Source organism: Amycolatopsis sp. NPDC101161 (assembly GCF_044768185.1).
Lineage (GTDB): Bacteria > Actinomycetota > Actinomycetes > Mycobacteriales > Pseudonocardiaceae > Amycolatopsis.
In genome coordinates, this window is sequence record NZ_JBIWPI010000006.1 from 696,984 (window position 1) to 718,288 (window position 21,305).

General features: G+C 72.9%; 19 protein-coding genes. 12 read left to right on the top strand and 7 right to left on the bottom strand.

Annotated features, from left to right (window positions below):
• Positions 1-91: 91 nt before the first annotated feature.
• The gene (locus ACIRSS_RS41465; RefSeq protein ID WP_400905197.1) at positions 92-1,522 is read left to right on the top strand and encodes an amidase family protein; all 1,431 of its coding nucleotides are present in this window, start codon (positions 92-94) and stop codon (positions 1,520-1,522) included.
• On the opposite strand, the gene ACIRSS_RS41470 is transcribed toward ACIRSS_RS41465, so the two are convergent.
• The 4 genes from ACIRSS_RS41470 to ACIRSS_RS41485 form a co-directional block, all read right to left on the bottom strand.
• Positions 1,488-2,531 (bottom strand): quinone-dependent dihydroorotate dehydrogenase, encoded by a 1,044-nt coding sequence (locus ACIRSS_RS41470; RefSeq protein WP_400905199.1) that lies wholly within the window; start codon positions 2,529-2,531, stop codon positions 1,488-1,490. The genes ACIRSS_RS41465 and ACIRSS_RS41470 overlap by 35 nt on opposite strands.
• A gap of 66 nt (positions 2,532-2,597) precedes the next feature.
• Complete coding sequence (locus ACIRSS_RS41475; RefSeq protein WP_400905205.1) at positions 2,598-3,158, bottom strand: GNAT family N-acetyltransferase; 561 nt, start codon at positions 3,156-3,158, stop codon at positions 2,598-2,600.
• Between the two features lie 666 nt (positions 3,159-3,824).
• The gene (locus ACIRSS_RS41480; RefSeq protein WP_400905207.1) at positions 3,825-4,634 is read right to left on the bottom strand and encodes a DNA-formamidopyrimidine glycosylase family protein; all 810 of its coding nucleotides are present in this window, start codon (positions 4,632-4,634) and stop codon (positions 3,825-3,827) included.
• A 3-nt stretch (positions 4,635-4,637) separates the two neighbouring features.
• A complete protein-coding gene (locus tag ACIRSS_RS41485) occupies positions 4,638-5,531 on the bottom strand; it encodes a ParA family protein (protein WP_400905210.1) in 894 nt (297 codons plus the stop codon).
• 208 nt (positions 5,532-5,739) lie between these two features.
• Between ACIRSS_RS41485 and ACIRSS_RS41490 the strand changes: the two genes are divergently transcribed.
• The 3 genes from ACIRSS_RS41490 (at position 5,740) to ACIRSS_RS41500 (ending at position 8,961) form a co-directional block, all read left to right on the top strand.
• Positions 5,740-6,465 carry a methyltransferase domain-containing protein gene (locus tag ACIRSS_RS41490; protein WP_400905213.1) on the top strand — a complete coding sequence of 242 codons (726 nt, stop codon included), beginning with the start codon at positions 5,740-5,742 and terminating at the stop codon, positions 6,463-6,465.
• A gap of 105 nt (positions 6,466-6,570) precedes the next feature.
• Positions 6,571-7,785, top strand: a complete 1,215-nt coding sequence (gene dinB / locus ACIRSS_RS41495) for a DNA polymerase IV (protein ID WP_400905910.1) — start codon at positions 6,571-6,573, stop codon at positions 7,783-7,785.
• A gap of 771 nt (positions 7,786-8,556) precedes the next feature.
• On the top strand, positions 8,557-8,961 hold the full coding sequence (locus tag ACIRSS_RS41500; protein ID WP_372666942.1) for a DUF3040 domain-containing protein: 405 nt from the start codon (positions 8,557-8,559) through the stop codon (positions 8,959-8,961).
• Between the two features lie 116 nt (positions 8,962-9,077).
• On the opposite strand, the gene ACIRSS_RS41505 is transcribed toward ACIRSS_RS41500, so the two are convergent.
• The 3 genes from ACIRSS_RS41505 to ACIRSS_RS41515 form a co-directional block, all read right to left on the bottom strand.
• Positions 9,078-11,576, bottom strand: a complete 2,499-nt coding sequence (locus ACIRSS_RS41505) for a transglutaminaseTgpA domain-containing protein (protein WP_400905215.1) — start codon at positions 11,574-11,576, stop codon at positions 9,078-9,080.
• Positions 11,573-12,847, bottom strand: a complete 1,275-nt coding sequence (locus ACIRSS_RS41510; RefSeq protein ID WP_400905216.1) for a DUF58 domain-containing protein — start codon at positions 12,845-12,847, stop codon at positions 11,573-11,575. The genes ACIRSS_RS41505 and ACIRSS_RS41510 overlap by 4 nt, the downstream gene beginning before the upstream one ends.
• A gap of 110 nt (positions 12,848-12,957) precedes the next feature.
• Complete coding sequence (locus ACIRSS_RS41515; protein WP_400905218.1) at positions 12,958-14,046, bottom strand: AAA family ATPase; 1,089 nt, start codon at positions 14,044-14,046, stop codon at positions 12,958-12,960.
• Positions 14,047-14,353: 307 nt separating this feature from the next.
• Here ACIRSS_RS41515 and ACIRSS_RS41520 point away from each other — a divergent pair, with 307 nt between their 5' ends.
• From ACIRSS_RS41520 to ACIRSS_RS41555, 8 genes are all read left to right on the top strand, one after another.
• Complete coding sequence (locus tag ACIRSS_RS41520; RefSeq protein WP_400905221.1) at positions 14,354-14,701, top strand: hypothetical protein; 348 nt, start codon at positions 14,354-14,356, stop codon at positions 14,699-14,701.
• Entirely contained in the window at positions 14,694-15,269 is a 576-nt protein-coding gene (locus tag ACIRSS_RS41525; protein ID WP_400905223.1) for a DUF3558 domain-containing protein, read from the top strand. The genes ACIRSS_RS41520 and ACIRSS_RS41525 overlap by 8 nt, the downstream gene beginning before the upstream one ends.
• Before the next feature lie 12 nt (positions 15,270-15,281).
• A complete protein-coding gene (locus ACIRSS_RS41530) occupies positions 15,282-15,839 on the top strand; it encodes a PPE domain-containing protein (RefSeq protein ID WP_400905226.1) in 558 nt (185 codons plus the stop codon).
• Positions 15,836-16,564, top strand: coding sequence for an ESX secretion-associated protein EspG (locus tag ACIRSS_RS41535; protein WP_400905228.1), 729 nt, complete (start codon positions 15,836-15,838; stop codon positions 16,562-16,564). The genes ACIRSS_RS41530 and ACIRSS_RS41535 overlap by 4 nt, the downstream gene beginning before the upstream one ends.
• A gap of 444 nt (positions 16,565-17,008) precedes the next feature.
• Positions 17,009-17,440, top strand: a complete 432-nt coding sequence (gene mraZ / locus ACIRSS_RS41540; RefSeq protein WP_086670270.1) for a division/cell wall cluster transcriptional repressor MraZ — start codon at positions 17,009-17,011, stop codon at positions 17,438-17,440.
• Positions 17,441-17,652: 212 nt separating this feature from the next.
• Positions 17,653-18,606 carry a 16S rRNA (cytosine(1402)-N(4))-methyltransferase RsmH gene (gene rsmH, locus ACIRSS_RS41545; protein WP_400905230.1) on the top strand — a complete coding sequence of 318 codons (954 nt, stop codon included), beginning with the start codon at positions 17,653-17,655 and terminating at the stop codon, positions 18,604-18,606.
• Positions 18,603-19,325 carry a hypothetical protein gene (locus ACIRSS_RS41550; RefSeq protein WP_400905232.1) on the top strand — a complete coding sequence of 241 codons (723 nt, stop codon included), beginning with the start codon at positions 18,603-18,605 and terminating at the stop codon, positions 19,323-19,325. Before rsmH ends, ACIRSS_RS41550 begins: the two co-directional genes overlap by 4 nt.
• The gene (locus ACIRSS_RS41555) at positions 19,325-21,247 is read left to right on the top strand and encodes a peptidoglycan D,D-transpeptidase FtsI family protein (RefSeq protein ID WP_400905235.1); all 1,923 of its coding nucleotides are present in this window, start codon (positions 19,325-19,327) and stop codon (positions 21,245-21,247) included. The genes ACIRSS_RS41550 and ACIRSS_RS41555 overlap by 1 nt, the downstream gene beginning before the upstream one ends.
• Positions 21,248-21,305 lie beyond the last annotated feature (58 nt).

Genomic DNA, 21,305 nt, shown 5'->3' on the forward strand with positions numbered 1-21,305 from the left:
GTCACTAGCCGGGAGGCCCGCCGTGGACTGAGGTTCGCCGGCGCCGACCGTACACAGTGGACTTTCTCGACCGCCGAGGAAAGGACGCCCCGTGAACACGCTCCCGCCGGATCCGGACCCCGTCCCCGCCACCCCGCCGACCGCTTCCCACCGCGTCATCGCGGCTTTCGAGCGCATCACCGAAGCCGACCGCCCCGACCTCTGGTCCACCCTGCGCGCGGTCGAGGACGTCCTCGTCGACGCGAAGGCCGTCGACGAGCGCGTCAAGGCGGGGGAGGACCTGCCGCTGGCGGGCACCGTCTTCGCCGTGCCGGAGCTGATCGACGTCGCCGGGCAGCCGTCCGGCCGTTCGGTCCCCGAAGCCAGCGCCACGATCGTTTCCCGGCTCACCGCGGCCGGGGCCGTCGTGCTCGGCAAGACCGGCGCGGGCACCGTGGCCTCGGCCTGGGACCGCACCAAGGTCGGCGGCCGCGGCGCGGCGGTCGCCGTCGCGCTGGGGATCGTCGACCTCGCCCTGAGCACGGCGGGCGCGGTCCCGGCCGCGTTGAACGCCGTCGTCGCAATCAAGCCGACCCGTGGCCTGCTGCCGATGACCGGCGTCCGCTCCGCCGACGCCGTCTCCGTGTACGCGACCGGCCTGGTCGACGCCCGCCGCGCGCTCGCCCTGATGACGGGCCCGGACGGCGTCTCGCCGACGCGCACCTGGCCCGCCGACGTCCGCCTCGGCGCGGGCGAGCACCCGCGCATCGCGTACCCGAAGAACCTGCCCCTGAGCGCCGCCGCGGCGATGGCGCTCGACGGGGTCGTGAAGCGGCTGACCGCGGCCGGCGCCATCCTGGAGCCGGTCGTCCTCGGTGAGCACGATTTCGAGGACGCGCTCCTGCTGCCCACCGTGCCGGATCACCCGGACCTGGCCGAAGCCCTGGCCGACCCGGCCGCCGTGCAGCACCGCCTGGCCGAGTGCACCGCCTTCGCGAACCTCCTCGACCTGGCGGCGGTCACCGTTCCGGTGCTGCCGGGGGACAGGCGCCCCTTCGGCGTCACGTTCCTGACGCGGGCGTTCGAGGACCAGATCGGTCTGGACCTCGCGACCGTCTGCACCGACGAGCCCATGACGCCCTACCCGGAACCGGGCGAGGACGTCGTCGTGTTCGGCGCGCACCTGCGCGGCCAGCCGCTCAACGACCGGCTCACCGAGCTCGGCGCGCGGTTCACCGGACCGGTCCGGACCACCGAGGGCTACCGGATGGTCCTGCTGGACACCGAACCACCGCAGCCCGGCGTCCTCGAGGGAAGTACCACCCTCGACGGCGAACGCTGGCGCCTGTCCCCGGCCGCGTTCGAGCGGTTCGCCGCCACGCTGAAGGAGCCCTTCGTGCTCGACCGCGTCGTGCTGGACGACGGCACCGCGCCCCTGGCCGTCCGGTGCCTGGCGGCCGAGGGAGCCGCCCTGGACCGCTACGAGTCCTGGCGCGGGTACGTCCGGTTCACCTCGACGGCCGGGCTGCGAGCCCCCGGCTGACCCGGCGCACCAGGCCCGGGCCGTGCAGCGCGAACCCGGTGTACAGCTGCACGAGCGACGCCCCGGCGTCCACCAGCCGGATTGCGTCGTCCGGGCCCATGATCCCGCCGACGCCGATGATCGGCAGGCTCCCGCCGGTGTGGTCGTGCACGAACCGCACGACCTCCGCCGCGCGGGCGGTCAGCGGCCGGCCGGACAGGCCTCCCCCCTGCCCGGCCAGGCTGCTTTCCGACGGCGCGATGCCGTCGCGCGACAGCGTGGTGTTGGTGGCGATGATGCCGGCGACGCCGTGCTCGAGCGCGACTTCCAGGAGTTCGGCGAGGGCGTCGTCGGTCAGGTCCGGCGCGACCTTGACCAGCACCGGCGTCGGGGTGCGGCCGCCGGCGAGCTCCACGGACGTCGCGCGCAGCTCGCCGAGCAGCTCGGCGAGCGCGGCGCGGTCCTGCAGCTGCCGCAGCCCCGGCGTGTTCGGCGAGCTGACGTTGATCGCGAAGTAGTCCGCGTACGGGTGCAGCGCACGCAGGGAGAAGCGGTAGTCCTCGACGGCCTCGCCGAGGGGCGTGACCTTCGACTTGCCGATGCTGATCCCGAGCGGCACGCCGGGTTTCCCGTCGCGCGCGAGCTTGGCGGCGAGCGCTTCGGCGCCGTCGTTGTTGAAGCCCATGCGGTTGATGACGGCGTCACTGGCGGGGAGGCTGAACAGCCGCGGCTTCGGGTTGCCCGGCTGCGCCAGCCGCGTCACGGTGCCGACCTCGACGAACCCGAAGCCGAGCGCGGCCCACGCGGGCAGCGCGCGGCCGTTCTTGTCCATCCCGGCGGCGAGGCCGACGCGGTTGGGGAACCGCAGGCCCAGCACGGTCACGGGGTCGTCGACGCGGAAGGCGCCGCCGAGAGCGGGTGCGACCTTCCCGAGCCGGGCCAGGACGCGGACCGTGCGCTCGTGCACCAGCTCGGGGTCGTGGTAGGACAGCCGGTACAGCGCCGGGCGGACGATCTTGTCGAAGAGCACGCCCCCATGCTGCCAAACCGCCCGCGGACCGCTACCCGAGCGTCACCTCGGCGTGAAGGCCGCCACTCAGTCGCGGTCCTTCCACTCGTCCTCGAGCATCGCGTAGATGAACTCGTCGGTCCACTCGCCCTTGACGATCTCGTTCTCCTTCAGGTGCGCCTCGCGGCGCATCCCGAGGCGTTCCATCAGCGCGGCCGACGCCTCGTTGCGGCCGTCGCAGCGGCCGATGATGCGGTGCAGCCCCAGATCCTCGAAGCCGAGCCGCAGCAGCTCGGTCGTCGCCTCGGCCGCCAGGCCCTTGCCGTGGTGGTCCGGGTGGAAGACGAACCCGATCTCGCCCTGCCGGTGCTCGCTGCTGAGCCACTCCAGGTTCAGGTCGCCGATCAGCTGGCCCGTCGAGGCCAGCTCCACCGCCACGGCGAGGAACTGCCCTTCCTTCGTCAACGTCGAGCTGTGCACCCGTTTCGCGAGCGCCGCGGCCGATTCGGCGCGGCTGCGCGGACCCCAGTACAGGTAGCGGGCGACGTCGGCGCGGGACTGGAAGGAGTTCAGCGCGTCGAGGTCGTCGGGCGTGAACGGGCGCAGGAGCAGCCGATCCGTGGCGATCGGGTAGTCGGGCCTGAGCATGCTTCCAGGCTAGCGACCTTCAGCCGTCCGGGGGACAGAACGGTGCACCTCGATCGGCAAACCCGGCGGTCGGATCGCCGGACGGTCGTTCGGCCGCGATCGGCGGCCTGACCTGCACAAATGAGCGCATGAAGGAACCCCCGGGGAGCCTCTCGGACGCCGTCAAACGTCCGAGCCCGAGCCGGACTGGTGCTCGGGAACCCCGGGGGCACGGTGACTGCCTGGTATTCGCTATCAGGCATCACGTGAAGCAGGCGATGAGCCGAAGGTGGCTCAGTTGTAGCGCTGCTCAAAGTCCTTCACGTGCCATCCGCTAGCGGACAGCCACCTCACGAGTCCTGTTGGAATACAACTTAGGACCACCTCCTTTCTCGTGTACTGCCACGCTAGGCGAAGATCCCGGTGTCCGGCAACGTCATTTCGCGAATCTCACTTCGCAGCCGCGCTTTCCCCCGGCGGCGACACTCGGCACCTGCCCGGTGCGCACGTTCGACGGCGGGCACACTTCGAGCGGATCCGGTGTGCCGCAAGGTGTTCCGGCAGCGCCGAGTCGGCGGTTCCGCCGGCGTGCGGGACGTTCGCGCAGCGCGAACACGAGCGTCTCCTGCCCGGCCTTGACGCCCTTCTCGCCGAGAGCGGGAGCTTGAACATCGTCGCGGGGCCGGTCTACTGCGACGGGTAAGGCCCGCGCTGGTCGTTCGGGCAGAACCACGTCGGCCGCCGCTGGACGTCGTGGCCCTGCGTGCGCACCAGGAGCTTGCCGCCGCAGCGGAAGCAGCCCTGGCGGGTGCGCTCGTAGACCCAGTTCTTGCGGTTGCGGTCGAGGTGGCCGGTCGTGCTCTGGTCGAACCGGCCGGAGCGGGCGTTGGCCAGCAGCAGCTTCCGGGCGAGCGCGACCGTGCGGCCGGCGTCCACTTCGGACACCGGCGTCCACGGCGTGACGCCGAGCAGGAAGGCGATCTCGCACTTGTAGAGGTTCCCGACCCCGGTCATCACGCGCTGGTCGAGCAGTGCGAGGCCCAGTTCCCGCTCGGGTTTGCTGCTCAGGTTGGCGACTGCGCGGTCCGCGTGCGCTTCGGTCCACTGTGGATCGAGCAGGTCCGGGCCGAGGTGGGCGACGAGGTCGGTTTCCTTCGGTGTGGCCACGAGTTTGAGGTCGTGGACGCGGAAGCCGATCACCTGGGTGTCCGCCGCGGTGAAGATCACGCGGGCGTGGTGCCCGGGCCGGCGCCACTTCGCGCCGGCCGGGTAGACGTCCCACATGCCGTCCATCATCAGGTGCGAGTGGAGCGTCAGGTCGCCGGAGAAGCGGGTGAACAGGTGCTTGCCGACCGTGCCGACGCCGAGCACCTCGCGTCCGGCCAGGTCCACTGTGGCCAGCTGCGGCACGCGGAACTCGCCGCGCAGCAACGTCTTTCCCGCCAGTGCCTGGTCGAAGCGCTTTCCGACGAGGTAGACGGTGTCACCTTCGGGCACGGCTCACCCCGCGGATTCGGACACCTCGGCGGGGGCCTCCGGGGTCTCCGGCGCCGGGCCTTCGGGCCAGTCGGGGCCTTCGGGCTCCTCGCCGGCGATGCGGTGGCGGCCCGCGCGGTTGGAGCGCAGGATCTTCGCCAGCACCATGTTGAAGGTCAGCGCGATCTCCTGGGCGCCGGGCGAGTGCCACTCGTGGATCGGGCTGCACGCGCCCTGGGCCTGCTGCACGGCCAGCCGGTCGGTGATCGCCGTCGGCATCACCAGCGACCCGAAGTTCTCGCGCAGCTCGGCGATCCGGAACTGGTGCTCGTAGGACCGCACGCGCAGCTTGTTGACCAGGACGCCGATCGCGCGCAGGTCCGGGTTGAGCTCCTTGCGGATCTTCTCGATCGCTTCGAGGGCCCGGTGCGCGCCGGCGACGGCGTAGATCGTCGGCTCGGTCACGATCAGCGCGCTGTCCGCGCCGACCAGCGCGGACTTCGTCAGCCGGCCCAGCGACGGCGGGCAGTCCAGGATCACCAGCTCGTACGGCGTTTCGCGCAGCGGCTCGCGGTGCAGCTCGTCGAGCGCGCGGGAGAAGTTCGCGAGGCGCTCGGGGTCGGCGTCCGGGTCGTTGAGCATTTCCAGCTCTTCGGCGCCGACGAGGACGTCGACGTCCTCGCTCCAGACGCTCGGCGCGATCGCGCGTTCGAGCATCGCCCGGCTGGGGTCTTCCAGCACGTCGGCGAGGGTCGCGTCGGTGTACGGCGGGTCGAGCGAGGTCGTGGCGTTGCCCTGCGGGTCGAGGTCCACGACCAGCGTCCGGGTGCCCCTACGCAGGGCGGCGGACGCGATACCGAGGGCGACCGTCGTCTTGCCGACGCCTCCCTTGAGGCTGAGTACGGCGACCGTGTGCACGTTCTCCAGCCTACGGGTGTGCGCGAGGGGCGCCGCCGGGCAAGGGGCGTTTCCCACCCGACCGGAAGCAGGCCGACCCTCCAGCGGCACGAGACCATTGCTGCGAAAGTCATCGGCCGTGCCTGTAGTCGGGTGGGTAACCAACGGCACAGTCACTCGAAGGGAGGAGCCCGGGAGGCGGGCGAGGGCGGGCACTACCCTGTGCGGCATGAAGACGGAGACCGTGGCCGCCCGGGGTTCGGGCGCCGTCCGCCGGGTGCTCGAGGCCGAGATCGAGGCCGCTCGCGCCCGGGGCGCCGAGCACCCCCGCGTCGTCGACGTGGGCGGCGGCAGCGGCGGCTGGGCGGTGCCGTTCGCGGCGGCGGGCTGCCGGGTGACCGTCGTCGAGCCGAGCCCGAACGCCCTCGCGACGCTGAAGCGGCGCGCCGAGGAGGTGGGCGTCTCCGAGCTGATCACGGTCGTCGCGGACGACTCCGACGCGCTGGGCCGGTACGTCGAGGCGGACTCGGCCGACTTGGTGCTGGCGCACGGGCTGCTGGAGATCGTCGACGACCCGGCCGCGGTGCTCACCGCGCTGGCCACGGCGGTCGCCCCGGGCGGCGTGGTGTCGGTGCTGGTCGCGAACCGGCACGCGGCGGTCCTGCACCGCGCGCTGGCGGGCCGGGTGGGCGAGGCGCGGCAGCTGCTCGAGAGCGTCGACGGCGTCGTCGCGGGTGACACGGTCCTGCGCCGTTTTTCCGCGGCCGGCCTGCGCGCCGACCTGGAGGCCGCCGGCCTGGAGGTCACGCTGCTGCAGGGCGACCGGGTGATCTCCGACCTGGTGCCCGGCGACGTCCGCGAGGACGAGCTGGCGGAGTTCGAACGGGTGGCGGCGGGGTCGCCGGCGCTGCGGGACATCGCGGGCCGGCTGCACGCCGTCGCGCGGCTCGCCTGACCCTTCCGGCGGGTTTCGGCCGTCTCGGTCGCGGTCGGCCCGAAACTGTCGGTGGTGCCCGGTAGCGTCCTCGGGGTGGGGCGAAATGCTGAGCTGCCGGGCGGGATGGCCCGGTTCCGGGTCCGGGCGGGCGAACCGCCACCGGACGACACCGGGTGCGGGATGCTGCACGTCGACATGGACGCGTTCTTCGTGTCCGTCGAGCTGCGCACCCGGCCCGAGCTGGCGGACAAGCCGGTCGTGGTGTCCGGCGGCGGACCGCGCGCGGTCGTGGCCGCGGCCAACTACCCGGCGCGGAAGTTCGGCGTGCGCTCGGCGATGCCGTTCTCGACGGCGAAGCGGCTCTGCCCGCACCTGATCAACATCCCGCCGACCGGCGGGCTCTACAGCGAGGTCTCCCGCGGCGTGATGGGGATCTTCCGCGAGCTGACGCCGCTGGTCGAGCCGTTGAGCCTGGACGAGGCGTTCCTGGACGTCAGCGGCGCGTTGCGGCGATTGGGCGCGACTCCGGCGTCGCTGGGTGCGCAGATCCGGGCCCGGGTGGCGGCGGAACACGGGATCACGTGCTCGGTGGGGGTGGCGAAGGTCAAGTTCGTCGCGAAGCTGGCGTCGGGGATGGCGAAGCCGGACGGCATGGTGGTGGTGCCGGCGGCGGAGACCCTGGCGTTCCTGCACCCGCTGCCGGTGTCGGCGCTGTGGGGAGTGGGCGCGCGCACGGAGGAGAGCCTGCGCCGGCTGGGGCTGGACACGATCGCGGACGTGGCGGCGTTCCCGCCGGACCGCCTGAAGAAGTCGCTGGGCGCGGCGGTGGGCGAGCACCTGTACCGGCTGGCTCACGGCGTCGACGAGCGCGCGGTGGTGGTGGATTCCCCGGAGAAGTCGATCGGCGCGGAGCACACGTTCGACGTGGACCGGCACGACCGCGGCGCGCTGGGGCTGGAGCTGTTGAGGCTGTCCGAGCGAGTGGGCGCGACGCTGCGGGCGCGGGGGATCCGCGGGCGGACGGTGTCGATCAAGGTGCGGTTCGCGGACTTCCGGACGATCACCCGGGCTCGCACGTTGGTGTCGGCGACGGATGTGGCGAGGGAGATCCACGCGGTGGCGGTGGCGTTGCTCACGGAGCACGCGCCGACGGGGGCCGTGCGGTTGATCGGGGTGCGAGTGGAGGGGCTCGACACGGGGGAGGCGGGGGAGCAGCTGGTGTTCGAGTCCCCGGCGCCCCGCTGGCGGGACGCCGAGGTGGCGGCGGACGTGGCGAGGTCCAAGTTCGGCTCGGCGGCCGTGCGGCCGGCTTCGCTGCTGGGGCCGCGGGAGGGATGAGGGTTTTCCGGTTCGGGCAGGGGTTTTGGGCCGGGCCGGGCCGGGCTGGGAGGGGCCGGGAGGGGTGCCGGGCCGGGAGGAGGCCGGGGTGGGGCCGTGGCCGCGGGTGGGAGCGGGGCCGGGCTGTGGGCGCCTGGCAGGTCGGTGATGACCTGCACCGCTGCTGCCGCCGCCGCTTCGCGGCGGTCAGCTTGGCGGAATCTCTCGGGTTGGCAGGCCGATGGCCCACGCCGCGGTTGTTTTGGCGCTATTGAGCCTGGCCGGGTGGTACCTGCACCGCGGCTGTCGCCGCCGCCTCGCGGCGGCGAGCCCGGCAGAATCTCTCGAGCGAGGAGGCTGGTCGCCCGCCCCGCACTCCACCGCGGCGAGCCCGAACTCCCTCCCCTCTCGCGCCGATCCACTCGCATTGCCCGCAATTCACGGCCGCCGTGCGCGCTGCACCGAGCCCGTGTGAGTTGCCCTCGGCACCCGCGGCAAACCGCCGCTACAGCGCCCTCGCCGCGCCGTTCACAGCGCGTGATTTCCACCTCCGCCAGCCGTCCCCCACATCGCCGTGCGGGGCGTCAATCGGTCACAACCCGCGACGGTGACCGTCCGCAACCCCGATCCGGAAGGATTTAGCCCAATTCGATCCCTTCTGGATGCGGGATCGGGTAGTCGTCCGGGCGCGGGCCTCGTATCCTGGACAGTGCCACCCCGCCTGGGGTTGGCTGTTGGGTCCAGGACGTTGCGCGGCCCGGCGCCCGCGACAGCTGTGCCGGAGGAGGAAAGATGCCACTCTCCGAGCATGAGCAGCGGCTGCTCGATCAAATCGAGCGCGAGCTCTATGCCGAGGACCCCAAGTTCGCATCCACGGTGCGTGGCACCCGGTTGCGTCGCCCCGCTCGCCGACGGCGTATCCAGGGCATCGCCCTGTTCGTAGTGGGCGTGGCCCTGCTGGTGCTGGGCGTGGTGGTGCCGCAGTTCCGGGTGGCCGACATCCCGCTGATCAGCGTGCTCGGGTTCCTCGTGATGTTCTTCGGGGTCATGTTGGCCGTCACATCGATTCGGCACGGCGCCGACGGAGACGGCAAGGGCGGTGGATCGGGATCTCGCGGGGCCAAGCAGTCGGGCCGCCGGAGCTCGTTCACCCAGCGGATGGAAGAGCGCTTCCGCCAGCGCTTCGAGGAACAGTAGCGCCGCAAGACCAAAAGATCCGCGTCCCGGCCGGGACGCGGATCTTCTTGTGTGCTCAAGTCGTCAGCCGCACTCGCGGTGACAGCGGGTGACACCCGGCCGGGTGACGCCCGGGGTCAGTCGCGGCCGCGGAACAGGGACTTCGGGAACAGCCGGCCCTTCCAGGACAGCGGCGCGTTCCGGTGCAGGCTTCGCCGCAGGTGGTCGAACGCCGACGGCAGCGTCGGGTCCGCCTGGCCGTCCTCGCCGTACCAGGACTTCTCGACCACGCCGATCACCGTGCGGAGACCGTCGCGACCCTCGTCGTCCAGGTGGTGCTTCGCCGCCAGCTTCTGACCCGCGACGCGGACCGTGTCGCTCGGCGGGATCGGCAGCCCGCGGTCGGCGCACTCGGCCCGCAGCTCGGACCACGCCGCGTCCGCCGCGCCGGGGCGCTGGGCGACGATCTCCTGCAGCCGGCGGCGCCGTCCGACGTCGCGGGCGGCCGACGGGCCCAGCAGACCCGCCAGCAGCAGCACCACGATCAGGCTGAACCACCACGCCACCAGCCAGGTCAGCACGCCCAGCACCGCCACCCACAACGCCGCCGCGATCAGCGGCAGCCAGTTCTTGAGCAGCGCGCCGAGCCCGGTCGCCGCGGGCTCCCGGTCCGGTCGTCTGCGGCGCCCGCCGACGACCACCAGGACCGTCGTCAGCACCGCGAGCGCGACCAGCGCCCCCACGAGCCACCACACCCACGGCGGCGTGCCCTCGTCGGTGGCCTGCGGGCCCTGCGCCTGCTGGTTCTGCTCGGTGTCGCGCGGCGCGCCGGTCGGCGCCGCGCTCGACTGGACCGTGCTCGGCGCCACCTGCGTGTCGTTGGGCTGGTTGCCGTCCTGGGTCCCGGCCTGCAGGTACGACGGGGTGATGCCGCGGCCGTCGGACAGCGGCGTCGGGTCGAACGTCACCCAGCCCTTGTCGCCGAAGTACGCCTCGACCCACGCGTGGGCGTCCTGCGTGGTGATCGACAGGTAGTCGTTGACCTGCACGCCCGGCGTGAACCCGATGGCCACGCGCGACGGGATGCCCGCGACCCGCAGCATCACCGCCATCGCCGACGCGAACTGCTCGCAGAAGCCGCGCTTGCCGTTGAGGATGAAGTCGGCGAGCGCGTCGGCGTCGTTCGCCGGCGCGGTCTTCGTGTCGTAGACGAACCCGTTCTGCGCCGTGAAGTAGCGCCAGATCGCCGACGCGCGGTCGAAGTCGTTGGCCTGGTTCGCGATCAGCTGCTGGGTCTTCGCGCGGACGCGGTCGTCGACGCGGTCGATCTGCGTGTAGCGCGGCGGCAGGTCGTCGACCCGCGGCGTCACGCGCAGCTCCTGGGCCGTGGGCTCCTTCAGCGACGCGTATTCGGTGTAGGCGGGCGGGGCCTCGCTGCGCGTGGTGAAGACCGTGCCGCTGACCTGGTCGTAGAGGTAGCCGTTGGCGGCGCCGTCGATGACCCGCGGCGCGCCGTACACCGGCAGCCAGTTGTCGCGCCAGCTCGCCGGCTCGACGTCGATCCGGCGCGCGGCGCCGCTGCCGTCGTCGCCCGGAGCGGGCGGCAGCTGCGGCCCGACCGGGACGCCCTGCTGCGAACGGCCTTCGTCGTGCAGGCCCCAGCCCTTGTTGGGGTAGTAGGTGTCCAGCGTCATCGCGCGCAGCAGCCGCCGGTCGGTACCGAGGCCGCGGACCTTGAACAGCTCGCGGTTGGCGCCCTGGTCGAGCATGCCGCGCAGCTCGGTGAACGGCTGGATGCCGAAGCCGCCGGCGCCCGCGCCGGGGCCGTCGCCGCCGTTGCCGAACGGGATCCGCCCGACCGTGCCGACCCAGGTGATCGCGCCGCCGAACAGGCCGAGCACGATCGCCGCGGCCACGACCGCGACCGGCGCCGACAGCACGCCCGGCTTGCCGCTGCGCCCGGGCGCTTCCCGGGTCCGCCAGCGCCGGTGCCGGTGGTTGCCGTCGACCGCCAGCAGGCCGGCGAACGCGGCCCCGCCGAGCAGGAACGTCCACCAAGGCAGCATTTCCTCGGAGAGCGCGGCCGGCACGGCGTAGACGCAGAGCAGGACGAGCCCGGTGGCGGCGGGTGCCGCGGCGGCGACGGTGAGCGTGTCGACCAGGACGGCGACCAGGCCGATCAGGATCGTCACGAGGCACAGGATCGGCTGGCTGCCTTCGACCGGTGGCAGCCCGACGCGGATCTGTTCGGCGGCGGCCGAAAGCGTGTTGCCGATCTCGCCGAACGCTTCCGGACCGGGGATGACCTGCAGGATGCCGTGCGTGGTGAACGCGCCGGTGATGAGGAAGAGCAGGACGACGAGCTGGCCGAGCCCGACGAGCACGGTCGGCACTTGCAGCGAGCGCAGCGCGAGCCCGGTGGCGGCGATCAGCAGCACGGCGACGAAGAGGTAGCCGAACCAGGCGAGCCCCGAGACGACGCTGGTGACCGAGGTGGCGGCGCAGAGGGTCGCGATCCCGGCGGCCGCGGGCGCGAGCAGGCTGCCGCGCCAGGCGGAGAGCGGGTGCTGGGAAGCGGGACGCCGAGGCGGGGTCGCGGAGGAACCGGACGGCCGGGGCGGAGCAGTGGTGCTCATCGCGGACCGCCGATCAGCGTGCCGCGGCGGGCGCCGCTTCTGCACAGCTCGGCCCACACCTGCGGCATCGGCGAGCCCGGCCCGGCGATCACCACGCCCCAGCCGGCCGCTCGCAGCAACGCCGCCGAATCCTCCGTCGCCGCCGCGCGCTGCTCAGGTGCGCTCACCCCTGCCGACCACGTCGGCGTGTCCAGCAGGACCGCGAGGCTCCGGATCCCGCGCGGGCGGTACTGGGCCAGCTCGTGCACCGCTTCGGTGCTGACCGTGCCGAGCACGGCGATCAGCTCCTGGCCCTCGCCCGGGTCGCCGGCCAGCGTGATGTCGCGCTGGTGCGCCGGCTGCAGCGCCGCCAGCGCGTCGAGCACGACGTTGTCGTAGTGGTCGCCGCCCTCGCCCGGGGTGTCGGCGAGCGTCACGCCGTGCTCGCTGACCAGCCGGACGCGGTGCCCGGACCGGCGCAGGTGCACCGCCGCCGACGCCGCGAACGACACCGCCCACTCCAGGCTCGCGGCCGGGCCGCTGCCGTGGTGGGCGGCCGCGCGGTGGTCGAGCAGCACCGTCGTGCCGCCGCGCCACGGCCGTTCCTCGACGCGGACCATGATCTCGTCGCGGCGCGCGGTCGAGCGCCAGTGGACTTTGCGCAGGTCGTCGCCCTGGCGGTACTGGCGGACGATCACGTCGGCCTCGCCCTGCCCGGCGTGCAGCCGGACCGTGCCGTCGTCGCCGACGCCGATGCCCGCGCCGCTCGGCAGGCCCCACAGCGGCACCACCCGGGGCACGACGACCAGCCGCGAGTGCCCGATCAGCTCGCGCTCGAACTCGCACAGCCCGAACGGGTCGGTGATGGTCGCGCGCAGCGGCCCGACCTGCTGGATCCCGCGCAGCACCGGCTGCAGCGGGTAGCGCAGCGCGACCTTCCGGTCGTGCGGGAGGCGTTCGACGACGAACCGCGGCCGCGAGCCCAGCGCGTACGGCACGCCGTCCTCGAGCAGGATCTCGCCGGCCGGCAGCCGCCCGCTGCGCCACAGCTCCAGCTGCACCTCGCCGGCGCCGCCGACCGCGACGCGCTGGGGGTGCAGTGCGCGGGTGGCGCCGATGCGCAGCCGGGTCGCCGAGATGAACACGGCCACCAGCAGCGGCAGCGCCACCACGAAGACGGCGACCCGCAGCAGGTCGCGTTCGTTGAGCACGAACGAGCACACCGCGGCCGCCAGCCCCGCGGCCAGCAGGCAGCGGCCGCGGGTGGTCAGGCCGGACAGGGCACGCAGCACGTCGTCCTTCTCCCCTTCGAGGGCGGTTACTGTGCAGTTGGTGCCAATCCGACCACAGTCACGGCCGGATGGCTTTTGCGGCGATGGACAAGTTCCGCTCCGGGGCCGGCCTACTTTTGGGTCGGATTGGCACCGGGCCGGGAGCCCTGCGGCACCGGCACCCGGTGCAGCACCGCCCGCACGACGTCGGTCGCCGACCGGCGCGCCGCGTGGGCCTCGGTGGTCAGCACCAGGCGGTGCGCGAGCACCGGCACCGCGACCGTGTGCAGGTCGTCCGGTACGACGTAGTCGCGCCCGGACAGCGCCGCCTGCGCCCGCGCCGCGCGGACCAGGTGCAGCGTCGCGCGCGGGGACGCGCCGAGCCGGATCTCCGGGACCTGGCGGGTGGCCGCGACGACGTCGACGGCGTACCGGCGGACCTCCGGCGCCATGTGCACGCCGCGGACCGTCTCGATCAGCCGGTGCACGGTCTCGCCGTCGGACACCGGCTGCAGGTCGTCCATCGGGTTGTGGCCGGCGTGCTCGTCGACCATGGCCAGCTCGGCCTGCTGGTCGGGGTAGCCGATGGAAACCCGCGCGGTGAAGCGGTCGCGCTGGGCCTCGGGGAGGGCGTAGGTGCCTTCCATCTCGATCGGGTTCTGGGTGGCGATCACCATGAACGGCTCTTCGAGGTGGTAGGTCGAGGTGTCGACGGTGACCTGGTGCTCTTCCATGCACTCCAGCAGCGCCGACTGCGTCTTCGGCGAGGCGCGGTTGATCTCGTCGCCCACCACGATGTTCGCGAACACCGGGCCGGGCCGGAACTCGAACCCGCCGCTCTGCCGGTTGTAGATGGAGACGCCGGTGACGTCGCTGGGCAGCAGGTCCGGCGTGAACTGGATGCGGCTGACCGTGCAGTCGATCGACCGGGCCAGCGCCTTGGCCAGCGACGTCTTGCCGACGCCGGGCACGTCCTCGACCAGCAGGTGGCCCTCGGCGAGCAGCGTGACCAGCGCGATCCGGATGACGTCGGGCTTGCCGACCAGGACCCGCTCGACGTTGGCGGCGATCCGCCGCGCGGTTTCGTGCAGTTCGTCCAGCGACACTCTGGCGGGGCGGCCGGGGGCCCGGCCGTTGCCCGTGGACTCCGCCGGGTAAGGCGGCCGTCCGGCTGCCTGCTCGCCCGATCCGGGCGTCGCAGACTGGATTCTCGACGTCACTCGACCTCCTGGTGGCGCATGGCCGCGCGCACCGTGCGCACCGCCGGGCCCGAACGGCCCCCATCGCTGCTGTCCGCGCGCAGCGACCAGCCTTCCACCCAGTGTGTCAAACCCGGGCGAACCTGGGGGCGGAACCCCGGGAAGCCCCGGGGAACACGCCCGGCATGACGATCGATGACACTGCGCAAGCAGGGACGATACCCCGAACGGGTGTGTTGTCACCCGATTCTGGGCGCTCCCGCTGACACCCCGCGCTGTTCTATGCTCCGATACGAGTTCGCCCGGCTACGGAGAGGCGTAACCGCTCATGAGCGAGGTGCGGGGGCAGACGTACGACGTCCGCGGGTTCGCGGTCGCGCCCGAGCTGGCCACGGACGCCTACGCGAAGCTCGGTCAGCTGCAGGACGTCGTCGGCGAGATGGTCCGCGAGGCCAAGGTGCTCGGCCGGACCGTGCCGCTCGGCGGCGGGTACGCGGGGGAGATCGGCAAGTTCATGGCCGAGTACGGCATCGGCGGCCGGGGCTCGGCCGTCCAGCAGCTGACGGCGTTCGGCAAGGAGCTCGAGACGTTGAAGCACCGGATCGGCCAGGCGCTGGCGAAGTACCAGCACGCCGACGAGCAGGCGGCGGACGGAGTGGACTGCACGGGTGGCTGACCGAGTGCGCGAGGAGCCGGGGGTGCGCCGGCAGCGGAAGGTCGGGTGGCTCACGCCTGTCCTTCTCCTCTTGCTCGGCGGCTGCGGGCAGCAGCCGTCCGCCGAACCCGCCACCGCGGGGCACGCGTCGGCTTCCGCCACCGCCGAGCCCCCGCCCGTGGCCTGGACCGGCCTGGCCGCGATGGACCCGTGCGCGCTGCTCACCCCGCAGGACCGCTCGACCGCGGGGATCGGCGTCCTCGGCAAGCCCAAGGACATCGCCGGCGCCCGCGCGTGCGACTGGAGCGTGCCCGGCACCTTCGGCGTCACCGTGACCCTCAGCGACACCGACGGCCTGGCCGACCTCGAGGTCGCGAAGAAGACGGCCACGAAGACCACGGTCGGCGCGCACCCGGCGCTGCAGGTGGCGGACAAGAAGGCCGCCGACGGCACCTGCGCCGTGCTGCTCGGCGTGGGCGACGCGGCCAGCGTCCAGATCGACGTCAGCAACACCGGCTTCTCGGACACCCCGCTCGCCTGCCGCCGCGCGGGCACGGTGGCCGGGCTGGTCGAACCGAAGCTGCCCTGAGAGAGGTGCGCCGTGCCCGAACCCCCCGTTCCGTCCGCGCGGTACGAGTCCTACAGCCACGAGGCCATGGCCGCGGAGGTCGAGCGGGACAACGACCCGGTCGCCGCGGGTGAGGCGGGCGCGCGCTGGGACGGGCTGGCGAAACGGCTGCACGAGTCGACCGCCGACCTCGCCGCGCTGGTCTCGTCGTCGGAGGAGAACTGGCGCGGCCAGGCGGGGGACGCGGCGCGGGCGGCGCTGGGCCGGGCCGCGCAGTGGCTCTCGCACTCGGCCGCCGTCTCGGCGTCGGTGGGCAGCGCCGTCGGCGCGCAGGCGGACGCGGCCGCGCGGGCCCGGGCCGACATGCCGCCGCCGGTGGTCTACGACCCGGCGTCGATGATCCGGGACGCCGCGTCGTCCGGGAACGTGCTGGTCCTGGCCGGGCTGGCCGACGAGATGGCGGCCCGCCGGGCGGAGGCGGAAGCGGCGCGCCAGAAGGCGATCGACGTCATGCGGACGCGCGACGCGGCGTTGCGCGGCCACGTGCCGGCCGCGGACTTCGAGGCGCCCCCGACGCTGGGGCCGGCTTGATCCGCGTTTCCGCGTCGGCGTTCGACATCCTCTGGACGGACCTGGGCCACGACCGCCCGCCGGAGCCGCTGACGGTGCGCAGCGTCGGCGCGACGGAGGAGGAACGTGCCGAGGTGCGGAAGGCGGTGTACGAGAACCTGGCCGGCCGCGGTTTGTACGACGGGTCCCGGCTAGAGCCGGCGTTGGCTGCGCGGCTGGAGGTGCTCGCGGCCGGCGAGGTGTACGTGGCGTGCGAAGCGCTGGCGGACATGACGTCGGACTTGCCGTTCCGCGCGGTGACGGCGGTGCACGGTCGCCGCGGCGTGCTGGCGACCCAGCCGGAGCAGACGATCGCGCTGGATTCGATCGGCGCGGGCGAGCTGTGCACGGCGGTCGTGGACGTGCTGCCGGAGTTGACGGCCGGGCCGGGGTACGGGATCAACCTGTCGGCCTCGGCGTTGGCGGACCCGTCGGCCGCCTCGGGAGCGGCGTCGGCTCAGCTGCAGGAGGTGCTGGCGATCCAGGCTCGGCCGGTTTATGCGGCGGGGCAGTTCAGCGTCAGCCGGCGGGAGGCTTCGGGGCGGGTGTCCCGGGTCGGCGGGCTTACTTGGTTCGATACCGACGTGGGGGCCTACTGCGCGACGAAGACCGCGGGGCGGGGTGGGCAGGAGTGGGTGAACGTGAGCCCGGTAGACAGCGCCCGGCTCGCGTCGCGCATCGCGGCTTTGGTGACCCCCGAGGATTGACCGGTGCCGGAGGCTGCCGACTCGCAGCACCCGGGGGAGCGCTGAGCCTTCGTACCGCGAGCCCCACCCGCATCCCCACCGGGCCCCATCCGCATCCCCACCGGGCCCCACCCGGGGTCCCCACCCAGCCCCACCCCGGGCCCCCACCGGCCCCCACACCGAGCCCCCTGGGTTCTTTCGCGGCCGTTATGCGGACGCATGGGGAACAGCTGAGGTTGCTCCGGCCCCCGGCGCGGGGGATCTTGGCCACCGTCCCCCACACCACCCCCCACCTGCCCCCACCCTGCTGACCTGCGCAAACGGACCACACGACGGAGTGAGCCGCCGGTTTCCCGCGTTGACTGTGGTGAAAAGTGGGGTACGGTGGTGGCCAGTGGGGCGGAAGGGAAGCCCCGGAGCCGCAGACGGAGGTTCGCCACCGGATGCGGTAGGGAGGTGGAGGCCGTGTTCCTCGGCACCCACACCCCGAAGCTGGACGACAAAGGGCGGCTCGCGCTGCCCGCGAAGTTCCGTGACGCCTTGGCGGGTGGGCTGATGCTTACCAAGGGGCAGGACCACTGCCTCTTCGTCTTCCCCCGCGCCGAGTTCGAGCAGATGGCGCGCAAGGTCGCCGAGGCCCCGTTCACCAACGAGGCGGTTCGGGCCTACCAGCGCTACCTGTTCGCGGGCACGGACGAGCAACGGCCGGACGGCCAGGGGCGCATCAGCATCGCGCCCGAGCTCCGCCGCTACGCGGGGCTCAGCAAGGAGTGCGTGGTGATCGGGGCGATCACCAGGCTGGAGATCTGGGACGCCCAAGCGTGGCAGGGCTACCTGGAGGAACACGAAGACAGCTACGCGAAGGCTCGAGAGGAAGTACTGCCGGGCGTCTTCTAGACGCGCGGACGCGGTGCACCGTCGTCGTCGGGGGACGAGGGGTTCGCCGCCCGCGCCACGGGGGAAGCCCACCCGGATGCCGTGAGGCCTCTGTCCGCTCAACAGCCCTGGTGCACCTTCCCCGGTACCAGGTCGGCAGCGGGCGGACAGGGACCTGACGGCATCCGCCATATTTCCCCCGGGCCGCCCAGGCGAGAAAGGGGGGAGGGAACATGACGGCACCCGAGCACGTCCCGGTGCTGCTCGACCGCATCGTCGAGCTGTTCACTCCCGTGTTCGCCGACCGCGACGGCGTCCTCGTGGACGCGACCGTCGGTCTCGGCGGGCATTCCGACGCCCTCCTCGAAGCCTTCCCGCGGCTGCACCTCGTCGCGCTCGACCGCGACCCCGCCGCGCTGGAGAAGTCCGGTGAGCGCCTCGCGCGCCACGGCGACCGCGTCGACTTCGTGCACACCGTCTACGACGGACTCCCGGAAGCCCTCGACGGCCTCGGCATCGCCAAGGCCGACGGCATCCTGTTCGACCTCGGTGTCTCGTCGATGCAGCTGGACCGGGCCGAGCGCGGGTTCGCCTACTCGAAGGACTCCCCGCTGGACATGCGGATGGACCCGACCACCGGGTTCACCGCCGCCGACGTGCTCAACACCTACGCGCCCGGCGAGCTGATCCGGATCCTGCGGGACTACGGCGAAGAACGCTTCGCGCAGCGGATCGTCAAGGCCGTCGTGGCCGCGCGGGAGAAGGAGCCGTTCACCACCAGCGGGCGCCTGGTCGAGCTGCTCTACGACGCCGTCCCGGCCGCCACCCGCCGCACCGGCGGGCACCCGGCCAAGCGGACCTTCCAGGCGCTGCGGATCGAGGTCAACGGCGAGCTGGAGGTGCTGCGCCGTGCCATGCCCGCCGCGCTGGGGGCCTTGCCGGTCGGCGGCCGGATCGTCGTCGAGTCCTACCAGTCCCTGGAAGACCGGCTCGTCAAGCAGGCGCTGGCCGAGCTCGCGAAGTCCCGCACCCCGGAGGGGCTCCCGGTCGAACTGCCGGGACACGGACCGGAGCTGAAGCTCCTGACCCGGGGCGCCGAAAAGGCCGGCGAAGAGGAGATCGAACGGAACCCGCGCGCGGCCTCGGTGAGGCTGCGGGCCGCAGAGAGGATCGGAGAGCCGCGATGACCGCTCCCGCGAAGTCCCGCCGCCCGGCCGCGCCGGCGACGCGGGGCCGCAGCGAGGCCGCCCGCACCTCGACCACCGTCGAGCCGGAGCCGCAGACCACCCAGCCGGGCAAGGCCGCGCCGCGCCGCGCGTCGCGGGGCCGCACGTCCGCGGCCGAGCGCGCCTACGCGCGCCGCGCCCAGCGGGCCGACCTGCTCAAGGAGCGCGAGCCGCGCCCGCGGCCGAAGGCCGAACCGGCGGAGCCGAAGCCCAAGTTCACGCTGCGGCTGCCGAAGTCGCGCGCGTCGTTCGTGCTGATGATGATGGCGCTGCTGGCCGCCGGCGTGGCGACCACGCTGTGGCTGACCACGCAGGCGATCGCCGACTCCTACCGGCTCGAGCAGCTGCGCACCACCAACGCGAACCTGGCCGAGACGAAGGAACAGCTGCAGCGCGACGTCGCGAAGGCGGAGTCGCCCGCGTCGCTGGCCCCCGCGGCCCAGCAGCTGGGCATGGTGCCGGGTGGCGACCCGGCGCGCATCGTCGTCGGCCCGGACGGGAAGACCTCGCTCGTCGGCGAGCCCAAGAAGGCGAAGGCGGACACGCCGGCGGCGCCGGTCGCGCCGCCGGCCGCGCCCGCCGCGGGCACCCAGTCGCAGCAGGGCGCGCCGATCGAGGGTGACCAGCCCGCCGTGCCGGCCGACGCGCAGCCCCCGGCGCAGCCCGGAGCCGGCCAGTGATGGCTGCCGGCCGGGGGCAGGCCCGCGCGCGGACCACGGGCAGTGCGCGGCGGACCTACGCCGCGGGGACGCGCAGCGCGGCCGCGCGGCGGGGCAACGGCGGACACCGCGGCCGGTTCTCCGCCGTGCGCCTGATCCTGGTCGCCGTGCTGCTCGTCGCGGGCGTGAAACTGGTGCAGGTGCAGTGGTTCGACGCCGCGGCGCTCTCGGCCGCGGCCGAGCGGCAGCGCACCCAGACCATCGACATCCCGGCCCAGCGCGGGTCCATTGTGGACCGCAACGGCGCCAAGCTGGCGTTCAGCGTCGAGGTGCGCTCGCTGTCGGTGAACCTCAAGGCGCTCCACAAGAGCATGGACGACTTCGCCGCGAAGAACCCCGGCACGAAGAAGACGTTCGACAACGAGACCGCGGCGGCCGCGAAGTACATCGCGGCCAAGGTGCCGAACCAGCTCACCGAGCAGCAGCTGCTCGACCTGTTCCACAAGCCGGTGTCGTTCACCTACCTGGAACACAACGTCGAGCCGTCGGTCGCCGCGGACATCGTCAAGAACTACCCGTGGATCGCGGTGGAGAAGCGGGCGCTGCGCGAGTACCCGGGCGGCAGCCTGGCGTCCAACATCGTCGGCGCCGCGAACTGGCGCTCCGACGACCCGGACGTGTCCAAGCACAACCTGCACGGCCTGGTCGGGCTGGAGCTGGTGCGCGACAACGACCTGGCGGGCACGCCGGGCCGGATGCTGGTCAACACGAAGAACGGCAGCGACAACGTCGTCATCCCGGGCACCGAGCGCGACCTGCAGGCCGCCGTGCCGGGGTCGGACCTCGAGCTGACCATCGACTCCGACCTGCAGTACGAGGTCCAGCGGCAGCTGTCGGACTACGTCCAGCAGTCGCACGCCAAGGGCGGGCAGGCGGTCGTCCTCGACGCCAAGACCGGCGAGGTCTACGCGCTGGCCAACGACACGACGTTCGACCCGAACGACCAGTCGACCTGGACCAACGAGGACCTCGCCAACCCGGCGGTCACCACGCCGTACGAGCCGGGCTCGGTCAACAAGGTGGTCACCGCGACCGGGGCGATCGACTACGGCATCGCGACCCCCGAGTCGACGGTCCAGGTGCCCGGCGCGCTGCAGGTGGCCGACAAGACCGTGCACGACGCCTGGACGCACGGCACGCAGACGTTCACCACCACCGGGATCTTCGCCAAGTCGTCCAACATCGGCACGCTGCTGCTCGCCCAGAAGATCGGCGAGGAGCGCTACTCGGACCTGCTCAAGAAGTTCGGGCTCGGCCAGCGCACCGGCGTCGGCCTGCCCGGCGAGAGCGCGGGATCGGTGCCGGCGCGCAGCCAGTGGTCGGCGACGACGTTCGGCAACCTGCCGATCGGGCAGGGCCTGTCGATGACCGTGCTGCAGATGGCCGGGATGTACCAGGCGATCGCGAACGACGGCCTGCGCGTCGAACCCCGGATCGTCAAGGCGAAGGTGAACCCGGACGGCACGACCGTGCCGGAGCCCGCGCCGAAGCAGGTCCAGGTGGTCAACCCGCAGACGGCGAAGACGGTGCGCGACATGATGCGCGCGGTCGCGCAGAACGGCAAGGGCCTGCAGAAGGGCACCGCGCCGACGGCGGCGGTCGAGGGCTACCAGATCTCCGGCAAGACGGGCACCGGCCAGCAGGTCGACCCGCGGACGAAGGCCTACAGCGACCACCTCTACAACATCACCTTCGCCGGCATCCTGCCCGCCGACCACCCGCGGTTCGTGGTCGGGATCCGGCTGGACGCGCCGGACACGACGCTGCCGGTCGGGCACTCGGCCGCGCCGCTGTTCCACACGATCGCGTCGTACCTGACGCAGCGGTACCAGATCCCGCTGTCGGACGGCCCGTCGCCGGAGGTCCCGCTGATCGTGCCGTGAGCACGGTGCGTCAAAGCCCCCTCACGCGGGTGAGGGGGCTTTTTCGCGCCCATCGTCC